14 protein-coding genes and 1 tRNA gene are annotated in these 17022 nt (G+C 57.0%); 1 reads left to right on the forward strand and 14 read right to left on the reverse strand.

What is annotated here, in order from left to right:
- Nucleotides 1-2: 2 nt before the first annotated feature.
- The 13 genes from CUU80_RS02860 to CUU80_RS02920 all read right to left on the reverse strand — a co-directional run bounded on the left by CUU80_RS02860 (nucleotide 3) and on the right by CUU80_RS02920 (nucleotide 14767).
- Nucleotides 3-75, reverse strand: a tRNA-Asn gene (locus tag CUU80_RS02860).
- A gap of 158 nt (nucleotides 76-233) precedes the next feature.
- A complete protein-coding gene (gene tsaD, locus CUU80_RS02865) occupies nucleotides 234-1277 on the reverse strand; it encodes a tRNA (adenosine(37)-N6)-threonylcarbamoyltransferase complex transferase subunit TsaD (RefSeq protein ID WP_100495845.1) in 1044 nt (347 codons plus the stop codon).
- Nucleotides 1274-1894: a ribosomal protein S18-alanine N-acetyltransferase gene (rimI, locus tag CUU80_RS02870; protein WP_100495846.1), complete on the reverse strand. Its 621-nt coding sequence runs from the start codon at nucleotides 1892-1894 to the stop codon at nucleotides 1274-1276. The genes tsaD and rimI overlap by 4 nt, the downstream gene beginning before the upstream one ends.
- Nucleotides 1894-2706, reverse strand: coding sequence for a tRNA (adenosine(37)-N6)-threonylcarbamoyltransferase complex dimerization subunit type 1 TsaB (tsaB, locus tag CUU80_RS02875; RefSeq protein ID WP_100495958.1), 813 nt, complete (start codon nucleotides 2704-2706; stop codon nucleotides 1894-1896). The genes rimI and tsaB overlap by 1 nt, the downstream gene beginning before the upstream one ends.
- A gap of 72 nt (nucleotides 2707-2778) precedes the next feature.
- The gene (tsaE, locus tag CUU80_RS02880) at nucleotides 2779-3342 is read right to left on the reverse strand and encodes a tRNA (adenosine(37)-N6)-threonylcarbamoyltransferase complex ATPase subunit type 1 TsaE (RefSeq protein WP_100495847.1); all 564 of its coding nucleotides are present in this window, start codon (nucleotides 3340-3342) and stop codon (nucleotides 2779-2781) included.
- 71 nt (nucleotides 3343-3413) lie between these two features.
- A complete protein-coding gene (holA, locus tag CUU80_RS02885; RefSeq protein ID WP_100495848.1) occupies nucleotides 3414-4385 on the reverse strand; it encodes a DNA polymerase III subunit delta in 972 nt (323 codons plus the stop codon).
- A 109-nt stretch (nucleotides 4386-4494) separates the two neighbouring features.
- The gene (locus tag CUU80_RS02890; protein WP_100495849.1) at nucleotides 4495-5853 is read right to left on the reverse strand and encodes a metal-dependent hydrolase family protein; all 1359 of its coding nucleotides are present in this window, start codon (nucleotides 5851-5853) and stop codon (nucleotides 4495-4497) included.
- Nucleotides 5854-5995: 142 nt separating this feature from the next.
- Nucleotides 5996-7810, reverse strand: a complete 1815-nt coding sequence (locus CUU80_RS02895) for a ComEC/Rec2 family competence protein (protein ID WP_243388605.1) — start codon at nucleotides 7808-7810, stop codon at nucleotides 5996-5998.
- A gap of 6 nt (nucleotides 7811-7816) precedes the next feature.
- Nucleotides 7817-8446 carry a ComEA family DNA-binding protein gene (locus CUU80_RS02900; protein ID WP_100495851.1) on the reverse strand — a complete coding sequence of 210 codons (630 nt, stop codon included), beginning with the start codon at nucleotides 8444-8446 and terminating at the stop codon, nucleotides 7817-7819.
- Between the two features lie 389 nt (nucleotides 8447-8835).
- On the reverse strand, nucleotides 8836-11799 hold the full coding sequence (gene leuS / locus CUU80_RS02905) for a leucine--tRNA ligase (RefSeq protein ID WP_100495852.1): 2964 nt from the start codon (nucleotides 11797-11799) through the stop codon (nucleotides 8836-8838).
- 41 nt (nucleotides 11800-11840) lie between these two features.
- Nucleotides 11841-12758 (reverse strand): transporter substrate-binding domain-containing protein, encoded by a 918-nt coding sequence (locus tag CUU80_RS02910; protein WP_100495853.1) that lies wholly within the window; start codon nucleotides 12756-12758, stop codon nucleotides 11841-11843.
- Between the two features lie 9 nt (nucleotides 12759-12767).
- On the reverse strand, nucleotides 12768-13718 hold the full coding sequence (locus CUU80_RS02915) for a magnesium transporter CorA family protein (RefSeq protein ID WP_100495854.1): 951 nt from the start codon (nucleotides 13716-13718) through the stop codon (nucleotides 12768-12770).
- A gap of 203 nt (nucleotides 13719-13921) precedes the next feature.
- A complete protein-coding gene (locus CUU80_RS02920) occupies nucleotides 13922-14767 on the reverse strand; it encodes a histidine phosphatase family protein (protein ID WP_100495855.1) in 846 nt (281 codons plus the stop codon).
- Between the two features lie 241 nt (nucleotides 14768-15008).
- Here CUU80_RS02920 and CUU80_RS02925 point away from each other — a divergent pair, with 241 nt between their 5' ends.
- Complete coding sequence (locus CUU80_RS02925; RefSeq protein ID WP_100495856.1) at nucleotides 15009-16331, forward strand: THUMP-like domain-containing protein; 1323 nt, start codon at nucleotides 15009-15011, stop codon at nucleotides 16329-16331.
- An 80-nt stretch (nucleotides 16332-16411) separates the two neighbouring features.
- Here CUU80_RS02925 and CUU80_RS02930 read toward each other — a convergent pair whose 3' ends face one another.
- A complete protein-coding gene (locus CUU80_RS02930) occupies nucleotides 16412-16816 on the reverse strand; it encodes a pyridoxamine 5'-phosphate oxidase family protein (RefSeq protein ID WP_100495857.1) in 405 nt (134 codons plus the stop codon).
- Between the last annotated feature and the right edge of the window lie 206 nt (nucleotides 16817-17022).

Below are 17022 nucleotides of genomic sequence, written 5' to 3' on the forward strand. Positions count from 1 at the left end.
AGCTCCTGCGACTGGGCTTGAACCAGTGACCGTCCGATTAACAGTCGGATGCTCTGCCAACTGAGCTACGCAGGAATATTTCCTCATGCGCAAGATTCCTCTCGCGCACAAGTCATATATATTACCTATCTCGCAGGAAAAAGCAAATTACGTGTATTCAGGGCATGTCGCGCGAAATTACGCGGTATGGCACGCTTACAACCGGCACCGCCGCAATCCCGCAAAGAACCTCCCTACATACTCACCTTGGTCAGAGGCATAGCCGAATCGATGGCGAAATCGGGAGCGCTGGGTGCCACGCCGACCTCCACGAGGTTCACGCCGAGCATGGCCACCATGGCACCATTGTCCGTGCAGAGTTTGATTTGTGGAATGCGCACCTCCACGCCGTACTTCTCACCATATTCCAAGAGCTTGGCCCTGAGTTGCGAATTGGCGGAGAAGCCACCACCCACGATAAGCGTGTTGGAATCGTATTGTTCGCAGCCGCGCATGGCCTTGCGGGCGAGCACGGTTGCCACGGAGTCGGCCAAGGAGGCACATACATCGTTTACAGGGATTTCGCGACCAGCAGCCTGTTCGCTTTCCACCCAGCGCGCCACGGCGGTCTTGACGCCGGAGAAGCTGAAGTCGTAGGGGTGGGCGGCACCGGCCTTACCCTGAGTCAGGCCTTGGGGCACGCGGATGGCATGCGAATCACCGTGTTGTGCATGGCGATCAATATGAGGGCCACCCGGATAGGGAAAACCGAGCAAACGTGCAACCTTATCGAAACACTCCCCCGCAGCATCATCCAATGTGGTGCCCACTACGTCAATCTTGCGGGGCATATCTTCCACATGCAACAATGACGTATGGCCGCCGGAAACAATCAAAGCCAGTGTGTCTGGCGGGAAAGCGCCGAACTGCAATTGCGTAACCGCGATATGCCCGATTACATGGTTGATACCGTACAGGGGCTTGCCGGATGCCCATGCGAGGGCCTTGGCACCGGAGACGCCCACAGCGAGGCAGCCGGCGAGTCCGGGGCCGGCGGAGACGGCGATGGCATCCACGTCGGCAAGAGTCATATTCGCATCGGCGAGCGCTTTGGAGACGCATGGTACGAATGCCTCGGCATGAGCGCGAGAAGCGATTTCAGGGATCACGCCACCGTATCGCGCGTGTTCCTCCATGGAGGAGGCTACGACGTTGGAGAGTAGCGTACGCCCCTGCACAATTGCCGCCGCGGTTTCATCACAGGTGGATTCGATTCCCAGTACGATTGGTTCGCTCATGATTCCTTACCGTTCTGTTCTGTATGTTCGGCTGTATGTTCGGTCTTGTGCTCGTCTGCACTGTCGTTGTCCGGCCCGGTCTTGTCCGCAACGTCATCCGCGCCAATGTCTGCTCGTTGAAAGCCGATGATGCGTGGTTCAAGATCCAATGCCATAACGTAGGCATCGATACCTTCAGGCTGGTAATAGCGTTTGCGCACGCCGATTCGTTCGAATCCGAGCCCTCGGTACAAAGCGATGGCCGGTTCATTGATTACGCTGACTTCCAGTAGCATGCGTCGTGCGCCTTGGATCTTGGCTCGTTCGATGAGGGTTTCCATCAATGCCCGGGCAATCCCTTGGCGTTGATGGACGCGCCCGACTCCTACATCCATGATTTCGGCATCTTCGCCGTCGTACCAGTAACCGGCGAATCCGCGTATAGAGCCAATGCCAGCGTCAATGGCATCATCAACGCCATCGCCAATAACGTCGAACACGTACGTTCTGTCCGGCCCAGTAAGTTCCTCACGTACAGACGTCTCGCTCCACGCATGGTTGCCGAAAAGTTCGACCTCCAGCGCTCGCATGGCGGCAACGGCTTCCTCGCGGTCGAATTTGTTTACATCGACGATCATCAGGCGTTACGCTCCACACCATCATGACCAAGCACATGCTTAAGCGGGGCCGGCACTTCGGCGTCCGGACGGCGCAGATACAACGGTTCGATCAGAGTGTCCGGCGATTTCTTGTGATTGAGTTCCGCTTCGGCGGCGAAAATGCTGAGTCCCTGTTTCCCCTGGTCAAGCACGGAATCGTCGATGATGTCGCCGACCGATTCGATGCCGCCTAGCTCGGCCGCGTATTTTTGGGCACCGTGACCAATTACGTCGACCACCACGTCGCCTTCGACGGTCGCACGATATGCGCGCACTGCCTGATTGACTCGTTCGACGATGAAGGCCGGGTAGTCAATGTCCATGCCGATCAGCGGCTTGGCGACGTCCGTCTCGTCTGTGCCCTTGTCTGCGACTGGGCTCGGGCAAAGTTCGAAGTACAACTGCTTGCGTCGAGCGTCATTGATGGCGAGCGTGAGCACATGGAAGGTTTGGGGGCTCTCAAGTGCGTCCGCCTTACCACGGCGGATAAGGTTCCACTGCGCCTGCGGTTCAAGCACGTTCTGGCCAAGCAGCTTCGCACCGGTGGCGAACGCCAACGCCTTGGCTGCCACGATACCGGCGCGCAAGCCGGTGAACGGCGCAGGGCCGACGCCCACCACGATCTCATCCAAGTCGGAGGGCTTGAGACCGGCATCGGTCATAGCACGGGCGATGTTGCCTTGCAGCTTTTCCACATGGGTACGCGAATCGGTTTCCACAATGGGTTCATGCCCGGTCACGCCGACCGTGGAACCGAATGAGGTGTCAATCACCAGCGTATGCGTCACCATGCAATCCTCCTGCGTCACATCGGCCATCGGCCGCGAAAAACCCTTACGAGTCTACAACCAACTCTCTAGGAATCAGAGTGCGAACGAATCCCAGCGTTCTCCCACCGGCACGAATGTCACGCTACGTTCGCCATCACCGGTGAGTTCGCCGCTCGCATCCATAATTTGAGCGTCCTTCAGCGGGCGGTCGATGTGAATCTCCAACCGTTCCGGGGCCAATGCTGCAGCCATCTGCTCGCCCCATTCCATGAGTACCACGGTGTGTTCGCCGGGATCCTCCAGTTCCTCGTCCAGTCCTAGCGACTCTAGTTCATCCAACAGCCGACCGACTGCGTCCTGTCCAGGCGCATAGGACACACCACCGAGACGGTAGGCGTCCACGTGCACCAAATGCACGGGGGTGCCGTCTGCGAATCGTCCATCAAGTTCACGAGCAATGGTGAAGGTGGGCGACACGATAGGTTCAGTAATATCAAGTCCTGCACCAAATCCCTGTGCGAACGTAGTCTTGCCCGCGCCGAGCGGCCCGGAGAGCAGCAGCACGTCGCCTCCTCGAACCCGTTGCGCCACCTGACGGCCCAGCTCCTGCATGTTCTCTCCGGTCAGTACCGGCACCGTGATGTTCTTCGCGCCCATTGTCTCTTCTCTCTTTCCCGTTCTTTTCCGTCTTCTTCACATCAAGGATGGCGACGTCTTTCACGTCACCACTAACGACCTTTACGACCGATGTCTTCAATGCACCGTTCCAGCGCATACATCGGATCTCCGCCGTTCGATTTGCTTTGTTCATCCGCCCATGCCAGCATCCGTATGCAATGTGCGAGTCCTGCAGAAGTCCATCCCCCAAGTTGACGCATAGCATTTTTCAGCACCCATGGATTCGTCTTCGCCTCAGCCTGCGAAATGGCTCCTGACCTCACTGCGGACGCCTTGGCTATCGTCCTGAGTTTCATGGCGAGCGCACCAATCAACGCTATTGGATCAGTGCCTTGTTCCACGGCGGCGCGCATCATCACGATGGCTTCGGCGGTGTGTCCTTCTACGGCTTTGTCCGCCACGGCAAAACCGGTGACCTGCGGGTTGGCCGTCAGATACTGGTTTACTCGCTCCAAACCGATCGGATTGTCGTCGAAGTCAAAGCACAGCTGCTCACACATTGCAGCCAGTTCTCCGGTTTTGCCTCCGAGTACGGAAACGAGCTGCTGCGCCGCCATCGGTTCGATGCGACGTCCGCGTTGTTCGAACTGCGCGATGGCAAAGTTGAGCTGCGCATCCGGTTTCTTCAGATCGGGAACGTCTTCCTTGTGAGCGCCGGCCTTGACCAACTGGTCAAGTATGCGCTTGCCTTTTGCGCCACCCTCGTGTTGACAGATCACCACACTGGAGTTGGCTGGATTTTTGATGGCCTCCTTCGTATAGGCCACGACTGCTTCGGCAAGCTTGTCGTCCGCATTCTGCAGGTTGACCAGTTTGACTACAGCCACGTCCGATAGCAAGGATGGGCTTACGGCTTCGTCGAAGGCGTACTGGTCGGCACCGGTGGCGTCCAGTTCGATGAGTTCGGCGTCCGGTCTGGCTTTGAGCGCTTTGGCGCACAGCTCCTTGACGCGTTCATTGTTGAGGTATGCATCTCCCCCGGGCACCACCGTTACCGGTACGTTCGCTGCTGATCTGGCCATGCGTCCATCTCCCCACACAGCTTGGACAAGCTATGTCTGCAATCGCATTGCACGTGGGTGATGACCAAACTGCAAGCAGGAATGCCAGCGTCACATAAGCAACCCTGGGTCAGTCATAGGCTTCATCCAGTAGAGTGTCGATTTCAGGGAAATGCTGGGGGCTGGGCCGCCAGACGGGGTGGCCGGCGGCGACCACCCAAACCGGATGATTCAGTGTGTGCAGGTTCCTGTATGGATCGTCATTGAGTACCACAAAATCAGCGAATTTGCCGACCTTCAACGAACCGGTTATGTCGTCAATGCCGAGCACGCGCGCATTTACTTGCGTGACGGCGTGTATCGCCTCCTGAGGCGTGAATCCAGCGAATCGCACCAACAGTTCCAGCTCACGCCATGTGGCATATTGCGGCACGAAGGTCATGCCTGTGTCGGTTCCGACACCGATGACCAGACCGGCTTCATGAGCTTGTTTGGCACCGGCCACCATGCCTTCCACCACGGCTTTGGAGTTTTCCAGTTGGATATCCGTAATACCGGTTATGTCTTGTTCGATCATCGTAAGCGGCAATCCGGCGGATAATGTCGGCACCAGCGCGCAATAGCCACGCAGAGCATTCGGATTATGACGGAACAACGCAATCAGCTCATCGTCCAGTATGCTGCCATGTTCGATGGTGTCTACGCCGGCGCTCAGCGCACGACGTACGCCTTCCGGACTTTGCGCGTGCGCGGCTACGATGATGCCGTGCGAGTGTGCTTCGTCGCAAATGGCGCGCATCTGTTCCACGCTCATTTGTGGACTGCCGGCCTCGCCTATCTTCTGTGCATCGGTCACGCCGCCGGTTGCCGCAATCTTGATCACGTTCACACCGTGTGCGATATTGGCTGCCGCTGTTGCACGCGCCTCCTGCGGCGTGGCGCTAGTCAAAGCTATCAACGGTGCGCCATGGCCTTCCGGGATCGCCAGCAACGGCCCGGAAGACAGAATACGAGGTCCTGGCATCTCCCCCGCCTTGATGCGATCTCTCAGAGCTGTCACCTCATAGCCCACGTCGCCGAGCGTACGAATCGTGGTGACGCCGGATTCCAGTAACGTCATGGCATTGGTTTTGACCAACGTATCCAGATAAGGCTTGCCGAGCGGCGAATGCACGAACTTGGAAACCATGCGCTGTCCTTGAGGCGTGGCGAGACGCGGATTAAGTGGTTTACCTTGCGCAAACAGGTGTGTATGAAGATTAATCAGGCCTGGCATTACGGTTTTTCCGGTACCGTCAAGATAGTGGTATTCCTCGGGAATGCTGGTTTCGATACTGGGCGCGATTTGTTCGATGCGTCCGTTCGCCCCCACTAGAATGGTCATGTTGTTGCGCACGCTACCGGCCGCGTCTGCCATGACGACATGCACATGCGACAGGGCGAACGGTTCGACGATCGGATTGTACTGATATTTGCGCGAGAACTTCATGACCTGCTCCTTTGACTGGCCGACTGTCACGCTCCACTGTAGCGTCCGATGTGAAAGACTCGCGGCCGTCACGACTCACTCCCGTAAGTTCTGCACGATGCCTTCAACGGGCAGGAGCGATACAAACGCAGGAAGTATCGGCTCAACGACCGTCCGTGTCTGGATTGAGCAGCCGACGCGTCTCCCGCCACCAAAGCATCATGCGAAGACGACGGGTTGAACCGAAATGCCGGCCAGGCAAATCCGCATCAGCATCTTCCTGACCGCACCGCCGGACGACACGAACCGTGAATACAGCGAGCGCCGCGAGGCCGCCTTCCGCCGCCAGCATCAGTACGGCTCCGCTCACTCCGTCCGGCCAAGGCAGCACAGCCCAATCGCTGGCTCCGATCAGCATCGCCACTTGTTCCATGATGAGCGTACCCAACGATGCGATCCATGCGAATAGGCCCGCCAACCATGGTGCACACCATGCGCAGAATAGTGCCATGAGCCCGGTTAAGGTGGCGAAGCCTACGAATGGCGAAACCAGCAGGTTTGCAGGTATGGACAGTAACGGCAACTCGGGTTCCATCAGTATCTGAATAGGCAGTGTGAAAATCTGTGCTCCCATGGTCATTGCCGTCATCTGTGCAATCGGCTTCGGCAGCAGTCGGTGAAACGCGTCACTCAAAGGCTTGGCGAATAGCACAATGCCGATTACCGCGGCCGAGGAAAGCGCGAATCCGTAGCTTCGTGACATGTCGGGGTTGACTATGAGAACGATGATCACCGTCCAGCTGAGGGCGCTTACCGATTGCGAGCGTCGCCCTATGCCATATGCCGCAATACCCAGCAATCCCATGATGAGGGCTCGGGTAACCGAATCACCCGGAAACATCAACAATGCGAGCAACACGTATGAGCATGCCATCAGCATGGCACTGACGCTTCGTGTGAGCAGCAATCTCATACACGTCCTGCGTACCATATCGGCAAGCAGTACGAAATGTCCGCCGGAGACTGCCATGAGATGCATAATGCCGGAGCGTTGGAATCGTTCTTCCAATGTACTGGAGTAAGTCTCATTGATGGCATTCGTGTGACTCGTCGTCGGCATGTTAGACGAGGTTTCATATGCCGGAGCGTCTGCCACGCCTACGTAATCCTGCCCGAGCACACCCATGGTAAGACCGGGGACCAATATTCGGCCTTGATCGGAAAGTCGTTCGGTAGCATGGAAGAACGACTGCTGCATATGTTCTATTGTTGCGCGATACCATGGCGGTTCTTCGACTTGTGCAACCGCCGAGCCGTCTTCCACCAACAGCCATAACGGCATGCGACCGTATTCGGACTCCTGCAAGGTTCCGCTCAAATGGTAGACCGCTCCCCTATGGATTATCGAACAGTGTTGCGCTGGCATATAGACACGCGCTTGGGCGGAAGATCGCTGCATTGTTGGCTTGACCTGTTCACTGCGGGCGGAGGGAATGGCCGTGTCCGTACTGATGCCGTTGAGCCTCACATCCGCTTGGCAAGCGTATTCACGCCGGTCGGAGGCTACCATCGGCGCAATAACGGTGGCTCGTACTTGTGTAAGAGTGCCATGGTTCCTGGCCCATACCGAAGCCGAATCACGCCATGCCACGCTATCCGCCGCAATGGCGGTAATGCCGCCGATACACGCCACAGCAAGACATACCGCCACTGTGCCCATCCAGCGTGTTCTCAATCGCATTGCCATTATCAGCACTACTGACAAGATGATGGCAATCGCCGTCATCACATGTGTCAATGCGGTGGCGGAAGTAGATATCGCATTGTTTATCGCAGTCTTCGCGGTCTCGGGCTGAGCCGCTGTGCTCCACTCGTCGAAAGCAAGATGGGCGGAAAGACTCGCAGACCATAAAGTCAACGCCACCGGCAGAAGCCGCCAGTCACGGCTTCCCTGTTCGCGTAGCATCCAATCCATCATTCCTCCTCAGCGCACTGTTACCTGTCCGCGAATTTTCTCCAGTGTTTTGGATCCGATACCTTTCACATCAAGGAGCTGATCCACGGAGCCGAATCGTCCGATGGCCTTACGATGTTCCAAAATGCGTTCTGCGGTAACCGGACCGATGCCTTTGATAGTCTGCAATTGTTCGGATGTGGCGGTGTTGAGATCGATACGTCCATCCTGCTGTGCCGGGGTTGCATCCTCGTCTAATGTCTGGCCTGTTTGGTCGGCGTCACCGTTTTGCACATCGTCGTGTCGTTCGGCTGCCACCGAATTGTCGTCACCATCATCGTTGTTATCGCTGCTGTCGTTGCCATCATCGTTTTCACCGGAAGCCTGTACCGTATTGCCGTCGGATGACAGAACGGAAAGGTTCATCGCCTGTTGCGCCAGAAGTGTCAGACTTACGCCAAGCGAAGCGACCAGCAGCAGTATCACCACCAGCGCATGATTGATGGCGAATGTGAGCCGCGGCTTATCCCTGTTACGCCGTGCTGTTTCGTCCACAGTATCGGCTGGCCGCACGCCGATCAGTGCGGAAAGCGATTGTCGGCCAGAAAACGCCGATTTCGCATCCTGTTCTGGCCGAATGGATCGTTGTGGATCAATCATCCTTGATGATTGCTTTCGGGAAGGCAATGGTACGCGGTGTGCGCTATGCGCACTGATGCGTATGGAGCCGTCCTCCATCGAATGACGATGAGGTTTTGAGCCGGGCGGAGCGGTCTGGTTCTCGTTTCGATGAGTTTGCATACGACCTGACAGTGCGTCGAGTCGTGCCGCTGCATGCGTCACGCGGACGGATTGAGTCGAACGGCCGCCGGTGAAGAGATGAAAAACGCCCATACACTCCAAATTGAGGGGTGTATGGGCGTTTTGTCTAGCCGGAATGAGGTATGTGGTTCCAGCTTATGAACTTATCCACACTGATGCGTGTCAGTGTTGAGCTGGCCCGTATCAGTCATCTCGATGCCGGAATGCAGCTCAGGTTTGGCCGAAGCTTATTCAGCCGGCACGATGGAAACGATCTTCGGTGCCTTGACGATCACCTTGCGCGGCTCCTTGCCGCCAAGACGTTCGGCTACGGCTTCCAGAGCCATCTTCTCCAATTCGGCCGGGTCAATATCGACTGGTACTTCAAGCTTGGCACGGACCTTGCCCTTGATCTGCACTACGGCGGTCACGGTATCGTGGCCCACGTAGCGCTCGTCGGCCACCGGCCAATCGGCTGCGGACAGGGATTCGTTATGGCCGAGCTTGGACCACATCTCCTCGCAGATATGCGGGGCGATCGGGGCGAGCATGAGGATCAACGGCTCTACAGCGGCACGCGGCACAGCCTTCAGCGAGGTCAGGTGGTTGTTGAGCACGATGAGCTTGGCGATGGCGGTATTCGGGCGCATGCCCTCCATTTCTTCGGTCACCTCGGCGATCGTGTTGTTGAGGAGCTTCAGGGTCTTCTCATCCGGAGCATCCTCGGTCACATGCGCCTCGCCAGTGGTCTCGTCGATCACGTTACGCCACAGACGCTGCAGGAAGCGCATGCCACCCACCACGTTGCGCGTGTTCCACGGACGGGACTCGTCCAGCGGGCCCATGCTCATTTCGTACAGACGGAACGTGTCAGCACCGTAGTTCTCGTACATATAGTCCGGGGTCACAATGTTCTTGAGGGATTTGCCCATCTTGCCGAATTCACGGTTGGCGTGTTCGCCGTTCCAGGTGAACGTCGGCTCGCCGGAGGCATCGGCCGGGCCTTCCACAACCTCATCGGCCGGCACGTACTGGCCGCGATCGTCGGTGTACGCGTAGGCCTGAATCATGCCTTGGTTGAACAGCTTGTGGAACGGCTCGGCAGAGTCCACATAGCCCAGATCGAAGAGGATCTTGTGCCAGAAGCGAGAGTAGAGCAGGTGCAGCACGGCATGCTCCACGCCGCCGATATACAGGTCCACACCACCTTCGTCACCGGAGTACTTGTTGTGGTTCGGACCCATCCAGTAGTCGAATTCATCCTTTTCGACCATGTGGGCCGTGTCGGTCGGATCGATGTAACGCATGTAGTACCAGCAGGAACCGGCCCAGTTCGGCATGGTGTTGGTGTCACGGTAGTAGGTCTTCGGACCGTCGCCCAAGTCGAGCGTGACCTTGACCCAGTCCTCGTTGCGGCTCAGTGGAGCCTCCGGGTTGGATTCGGCGTCCATCGGGTCGAAAGTACGCGGCTCGTAGTCCGGCACATCCGGCAGGTTGATCGGTAGCGCGGAGTCCGGCAGCAGGTGCGGGGTGCCGTCCTCACCGTAGACGATCGGGAAAGGTTCGCCCCAGTAACGCTGACGGGAGAACAGCCAGTCACGCAGACGGTAGGACACGGTGCCCTTGCCGACACCTGCGGATTCAAGCCACGCGTTCACCTTGGCAATGGCATCGTCCACCCGCAGACCGTTGAGGTTCAGAACATCACCTTTGGCCTTGGTGGCATCCACAGCGGAATTGATCACGATGCCGTCATGAGAGACGAACGGTGCCTTGCCCTCATAGTTGTCCAGCGAATCGCCGGATTCCGGCAACGGCTGGACGGTGTAGATGACCGGCAGACCGAACTTGACAGCGAAATCGTAATCACGCTGATCGCCGCCCGGCACGGCCATGATGGCGCCGGTGCCGTAATCCATGAGCACATAGTCGGCGGTGAACAGCGGCAGCTTCACACCAGTGATCGGGTTGATGGCATACAGGCCGGTGAACAAGCCGGTCTTCTCACCGGCTTCATCCACACGATCCTTCGCGGTCTTGGATTCAGCGGCGATACGGTAAGCCTTCATGCCTTCGGCCGGAGTGGCGTAGCCGCCCTTCCAGTCTTCCGGCACGTCAGCCGGCCATTCCGCAGGTACGTACTGGAGCAAATCATGTTCCGGGGAGACCACAGCGAACGTGGTGCCAAACAGGGTGTCGGGACGGGTGGTGTAGATTTCCATGTCCTTGACGCCGTCGGTGGTGGGCACCTCGAAGTGCACGGATGCGCCATGGGACTCACCAATCCAGTTGCGTTGCATGATCTTGACCTTTTCGGGCCAGTTGATGCCGTTCAGATCCTCGATGAGGCGGTGGCCGTACTTAGTGATGCGCATCGACCACTGACGAAGTTCACGCTGGAAGACCGGGAAGTTACCACGCTCGGACTTGCCTTCGGCGGTGACCTCTTCGTTGGCCAACACGGTGCCCAGGCCCGGGCACCAGTTGACCGGGGACTTGGAGATGTAGGCCAGACGGAAGTCGTTCAGGATGTCCTGCTGCTCGGCTTCGGTCAAATCACCCCAAGCCTTGCCATCGTGTTCGTGGCCGGGAATGGCTTTCTCGCCGGATTCGAATTTGGCGACGAGCTCGCTGATCGGGCGTGCGGAGCCCTTGGTACCGGACGGGTTGATGGCCTCATCGTCATACCAAGATTCGTAGATACGCGAGAAGATCCACTGAGTCCAACGCACGTAGCCAGGGTCGATGGTGGCGAAGGTACGGCGGTTGTCAAAGCTCAGGCCCATGCGGTGCAGCTGACGGGACATGTTGGCGATATTCGCCTCGGTGGTCACGCGCGGATGCTGGCCGGTCTGCACGGCGTATTGCTCCGCAGGCAGGCCGAAAGCGTCATAGCCCATGGCGTGCAGCACGTTTTCACCCTTCATACGGTGATAGCGGCTCACCACATCGGAAGCCAGGTAGCCGAGCGGATGGCCGACGTGCAGGCCTTTGCCGGACGGGTAGGGGAACATATCCATGGCGAAATAGGCGGTACGACCTTCGGCGTTGCGACCGTTACCGTCTTTCAGATCACCATTGACGTTGGCCGCCCAGAAGGTGCCATGCTCGTCCCAGTACTGCTGCCATTTGTTTTCGATATCCTGCGCCAGTGCGGCGTTGTAGCGGAAGCTGGGCTCTTCGGTTTGCGTGCTCTTCTCGTTGTCACTCATAAACAAGCAAAGTAGCCGCGCAACTGGACACGCTATTGCCGTCACTCGGTGGTCGAGTCAGCATCCGAGACGATGGCCTGAGGATTGTCGCCTGTCGTTGTTTCAAGTCCGGTGTTGTGACGGAGCTCATCCTGTGCCGCCGTCAGACCACCATCGTGAACCATGTTCTGCAACGCTTCGGCTATTTCCTCGGCAAGTTGCGAATCGCCTTTCCCTACCGCGATGCCGTATCGCACAGCACCCCGATCTTCGAGCACCGTCATATACTGCGGCCCGTTAGCCGATCTCAGGCCGGACAGCACAGCAGAATCGGCAACGATGGCATCCGCCGAGCCCACCTGCAATGCCGTGACGCATTGCGCGTAGCTGCTTCGGGGCTGCACAGTCGCTTCGGGATGGTTGGCATGAAACAACGCAACGGTTTCATCGCCCTTTACTGCGCATATAATGCGATCAGAGAGGTCGCGGCCAACAGCTGATAAGTCACCGCTCACATCATCATCGCCCCCGATGAACTTGTCACGGTCATCGACGCGGACCAGCAATCCCACCCCTGTCTGCAGGTATGGTCCCGCGAAGTCGACTTGGCTCATAGACTCATCGGTTACCGGCCAAGATGCCACGACCATGTCCACCTGGCCATCATCCAGCATGGCGAATCGGGTTTCCGGACGTACCTGCTTGAAGATGATCTGCTTGTTCGCATACCCGAGTTTGGCAGCCACATATTTGGCGACCGTCACATCGAAACCTTCGTATTCGCCATCGTGCCATGCGCCGATTGCCGGTTCATCGGCCGCCACGCCAATGGCGATGGTGGGGCCCTCTGGCGCGCCGGACACCGTACTGACCTGCACATGGCCGCAGCCGACGAGCGCCGGAGCATAGACCAGTATCGCCGTCACCGCAGCGGCTAGACGGATACGCAGGCGGCTTGCACGACGAAAACACTTAGGCATCGGCGTGCATCACTTGAACATACGCGAACGGGTGAGGAACCATGTCACAGCCACCGAAAGCGCTATGGAAATAAGGATGATCGCCAAGAATCCCCATGATTTATCGCTCAGAGGCATACCGAGCATGCCTTCCTGGAAATTCATGCCGTACATGGAGAAGATCAGTGTGGGAATCGAAAGCGTGATGGAGATGATGGTGAAGATGCGCATCACGTTGTTCAGGTTGTTGGACACGATCGAAGCGAACGCATCGGTCATGTTCGCAAGAACGCCGCTGTAGATGTTGGCCATCTCAATAGCCTGCTTGTTTTCGGTGATGACGTCATCGAGCAGGTCTTCATCGTCTGGGTATTTCTTGATGCGCTGCAGCGTGGTGAGTTTTTCCATCACGATTTCGTTTGATTTCAGTGATGTGGTGAAATACACCAATGTTTTGGACAGTTCCATGAGCATTACGATCTCACGATTCTGCATCGAGTGGCGCAGCTTCAATTCGAGCTTGTCGCTCTCCCGATCGATGATGCGCAGGTAACGCAAGTACATGGTGGCGTTGCGATAGAGGACCTGCAGGATGAATCGTGAGCGCATATACGTGTTGAATCCACGAATCGTACCTTCCATGAAGGGGTGGAGCACGGGCGTGTCTTGCATGCAGACGGTGATGATGAGGTTTTCAGTCAGGATGATCGACAACGGGATGGTCTCGTACCAGTCGCGCCCACCGCGCTCCTCCACGGTGGGGATATCCACGATGATCATCGTATAATCATCCTCGACGTCCACACGTGAACGTTCCTCGTCATCCAACGGGGCACGCAGATCTGCCAGGTCGATGCCGGTCTGGGAGGCGACGGTGGCGAGCTCCACATCGGTGGGTTCGCTGAGACATAGCCATGCGCCGTTTTCCGGTTTTTCGATCTGCTCCACTTGGCCGTTGATCGAGCTGAAGATTCTCAGCATGATGTTTTCACCCGCCTTTCGCGCTTTCCAGTGTTCTATCGCTGTACGGTCTAAAACCGAAATTAGTCTAGACCCACCGGGCGAACTTATGGCGAAACCGACATCTTCAAACGGCTCGCCCACGTAGTTTTACGGGAATTGCACGGGCGTTCTCACCATGATTTCAAGACCATTTCAAAGCCCATGAAATCCATGGCCACAGATCACCAGACGATAGGTTGCCAATCCGGTATTGACGGACCACGAAGCTCGGCGGGACCGTTCTCCCAGTCTGCATTGTTCGCGATGGGAGGCGCCGTGTTGTATTCCTGCAGTTCGAACAGGGGCTCGTCGACGTCACGGCCATTGACGGTGTGACGCACTTTGAGCCGGCACCAGCAGGCGTTGCGCATGCCTCCGAGTGCGTTCATGCCATCTGGGTTCAAGTCAAGCAGTCTCGTAATAGTGGCGGTAATCCATGAACCATGACCGACCAACATCATCGTTGTGGGCGTCGTGCCCGCATAGCGAGGATCCTCAATCAACTCCCGGACCGCTTTGGCACCACGTTGCCCCACATGGGCCCGACTTTCCACACCGTAACGGGTCTCTCCCCCGGTGTGCTGCTTCCATGAAGCGTAGGCCGCCGCGTCTATGGACTTGATTTCTTCCCGGGTCAATCCTTCCCATTGGCCGAAACTCCGTTCACGCAACCGTTCGTCCAGAATGACGTCAAGGCCAAGCAGATCAGCGAATGCATGCGCTGTCTGCTGCGCACGGAAGAGATCGGAGGAAATGACCACCATGCGACGTGCGGCCGCCGGAGCTTCACGGTATTGGCCAAGATCAGTGCGTTCGGCCGCGCTCGCCGGTGGCTGCGCGATCAGTTCGGGATGCGCGGCGCATGCACTGACTTTCGCCCAATAGAACTGACTGGCGAGCGCATATCCGCTTTGGTCGGCCTGCCATTGGCCGACGATGTCCAGCGGCACGTCGATCTGGCCTTGCAGCCGGTGCGCGAGATTGTATGCCGTGCGCCCGTGACGCAACATCACCACTTCATCGATCATGTGGTCTCCTTACCCGTTATTCTTTCATCTCATCACAACCCTTGGAGACCAAATCGTTTGTATGTGCGCGCGATTGACCACCACCCCGCGAACATACAAACGGTTTTCCCGGTTCGAACCTTTGTATGTGCGCGCGCCCTTCGTTCGTCACGCGAACATACAAACGGTTCCCTCGGCGATCCGGCTGCCGTTCAACGTCGGCGTTGCCGCGTGACGGTCCTGCTCCTCTACAATGGCGTACGTGGAGATTAACGAACAGACGTGGACGTTTATTGCCGAGCATCGCCATGACGATGTGCGTGAGCTGGCATTGCATGCCAAGCCTGATGCTGCCGTTGATGTGCCATTTGCTTTGGAGCAGATTTCCGGATGGCAGCGGGCTTGTGTAAAGCTTCCTAACTGGGCCGCGCGTGATAGGTTGATCTACCCGCCCCAGGTGCCGATGGAGCAGTGCTCCTCCCAGTTCACGGCACGCTACAAAGCACAATTGGCAAGCCGACTGATGGAAGAGATCAGACATGCGCCCATCGGCATGGATGCGCCCGGGACGCCCATTGAGGCCCAAATCACCGGTGCCGAGACAAATCCCGATTGGTCAAATAGTTTTGGCGATCTATCGCCCACCACTCTCGTCGATCTAACCGGCGGTTTCGGTGTGGATTGCTCCTATATGGCACCTGTGTTTGATAACGCCGTTTATGTGGAACGCCAGTCGAACCTATGCGAAATCGCACGGCATAATCTCCCGTTGCTCGGTCTCGGTTCGACGCGGATCGTCAACAAAGATTCCATCGAAGTGTTGAATCGCATCGATTCCGCTTCGATGTTTTTCCTTGATCCGGCCCGCCGCGATAGTCATGGTTCGCGTACGTATGCGATAGCCGACTGCACTCCGGATGTATTGGCATTGAAAAGTCAGCTTCTCGCCAAAGCGCCTTTGGTTATGGTCAAACTCTCCCCTATGTTGGATTGGCATAAGACCGTGGCCGATTTTGCCGGTTCGGTGCATGAGGTGCACATCGTATCCGTCGGCAACGAATGCAAGGATCTGCTACTGGTGCTGAAACGTGGCATTTGCAATAAGCCTCGCGTCGTATGCGTCAATGACGATCAAGCATTGGAGTATCGTGCAATGAACGACGAAACCATTGACGTCGGTAGCCGAGGACAGCATGAACAAGAAACCATCGCCGATGTTCCGAAAGCCAGCTATCTTTATGAGCCTAACGCCTCGATCATGAAAGCAGGATGCTTCGATGTTATCGAACAGCGTTTTCCGGTTTCCATGATTGCGCCAAACAGTCATCTGTTCGTTGGCAGACAACGTGTTGATGATTTCCCCGGCCGATCGTTCGCTATCACCGCAGTGGGAAGTTTGAATAAAAAAGAGTTGAAACATACGATTTCAGGGCTTACTCATGCCAATATCGCCGTGCGCAACTTCCCGATGTCCGTTGCCGCGTTACGAAAAAAGCTGAAACTCAAAGATGGCGGCGACGCCTATCTGTTCGCCACCACCGATGCGTATGGACACCATATCATCATCGCCACGAGAAAGGCCTGAAACCACATAAAAAAAGCCGCTCCGCCAAGTGCGGCGAAGCGGCTTCACAGATTACAGCTGCATGTAGAGCTGCGAAACAATCAATCCTTGACGATGGTCTTACCGGCGTTCGGGCCAGAGGCCAGATTCTGAATCTCGGTGACTTCGAGTACTGGAATCACGGCCGGCTTCTTGGTGCCCTTCTCCTCAGCTACCTTGACCTGCGCCTCGTAGATGTCGTCATCGGTGTGCAAGGTCACAGTGCCACGGAAGCGGTAGCCCTGCTTCTTCTCCAGATTGGCGAAGGCAACGACCAGCGGGGACCCGTTCTTCAGGTTCTCGTAAGTCTGGCCTGCGGTACGCTCGTGGTAGGCGATGTGGGTGTCGTCCAGTACGAACAGGGACATCTTCGGACCGAGATCCAACTCGCCGTCCTGGGAAATGGTGGAGACAAAGCCGAGGTTGTTGGCCACGAATTCCTTGATTTCAGGGGTAATGACTGCCATGGCAAGTCCTTTCTTGACAAATTGATACCTATATAAGATTAGCGAATATGCGCTCCATCCGCCCGCATGTTCGCTGTGAGTAACCTCACCTTATGCTCTTGTCTCCGTTGCTTTGGCCGGCATTATCCGGCATATATCTCATGCATCACCCTTTCACAGCAAAAAACACCACTTCCGCCGATGACAGACACTCGCCACCTCCTTGT

The sequence above is a fragment of the Bifidobacterium scaligerum genome, assembly GCF_002802865.1.
In the GTDB taxonomy this organism is placed as follows: domain Bacteria; phylum Actinomycetota; class Actinomycetes; order Actinomycetales; family Bifidobacteriaceae; genus Bifidobacterium; species Bifidobacterium scaligerum.

What these genes read in the sequence shown, in the direction of transcription:
- tsaD (WP_100495845.1), bottom strand. Translation starts at nt 1,277, where the DNA reads ATGAGCGAACCAATCGTACTGGGAATCGAATCCACCTGTGATGAAACC.
- rimI (WP_100495846.1), bottom strand. Translation starts at nt 1,894, where the DNA reads ATGATCGTCGATGTAAACAAATTCGACCGCGAGGAAGCCGTTGCCGCC.
- tsaB (WP_100495958.1), bottom strand. Translation starts at nt 2,706, where the DNA reads ATGGTGACGCATACGCTGGTGATTGACACCTCATTCGGTTCCACGGTC.
- tsaE (WP_100495847.1), bottom strand. Translation starts at nt 3,342, where the DNA reads ATGGGCGCGAAGAACATCACGGTGCCGGTACTGACCGGAGAGAACATG.
- holA (WP_100495848.1), bottom strand. Translation starts at nt 4,385, where the DNA reads ATGGCCAGATCAGCAGCGAACGTACCGGTAACGGTGGTGCCCGGGGGA.
- CUU80_RS02890 (WP_100495849.1), bottom strand. Translation starts at nt 5,853, where the DNA reads ATGAAGTTCTCGCGCAAATATCAGTACAATCCGATCGTCGAACCGTTC.
- CUU80_RS02895 (WP_243388605.1), bottom strand. Translation starts at nt 7,810, where the DNA reads ATGATGGATTGGATGCTACGCGAACAGGGAAGCCGTGACTGGCGGCTT.
- CUU80_RS02900 (WP_100495851.1), bottom strand. Translation starts at nt 8,446, where the DNA reads ATGATTGATCCACAACGATCCATTCGGCCAGAACAGGATGCGAAATCG.
- leuS (WP_100495852.1), bottom strand. Translation starts at nt 11,799, where the DNA reads ATGAGTGACAACGAGAAGAGCACGCAAACCGAAGAGCCCAGCTTCCGC.
- CUU80_RS02910 (WP_100495853.1), bottom strand. Translation starts at nt 12,758, where the DNA reads ATGCCTAAGTGTTTTCGTCGTGCAAGCCGCCTGCGTATCCGTCTAGCC.
- CUU80_RS02915 (WP_100495854.1), bottom strand. Translation starts at nt 13,718, where the DNA reads ATGCTGAGAATCTTCAGCTCGATCAACGGCCAAGTGGAGCAGATCGAA.
- CUU80_RS02920 (WP_100495855.1), bottom strand. Translation starts at nt 14,767, where the DNA reads ATGATCGATGAAGTGGTGATGTTGCGTCACGGGCGCACGGCATACAAT.
- CUU80_RS02930 (WP_100495857.1), bottom strand. Translation starts at nt 16,816, where the DNA reads ATGGCAGTCATTACCCCTGAAATCAAGGAATTCGTGGCCAACAACCTC.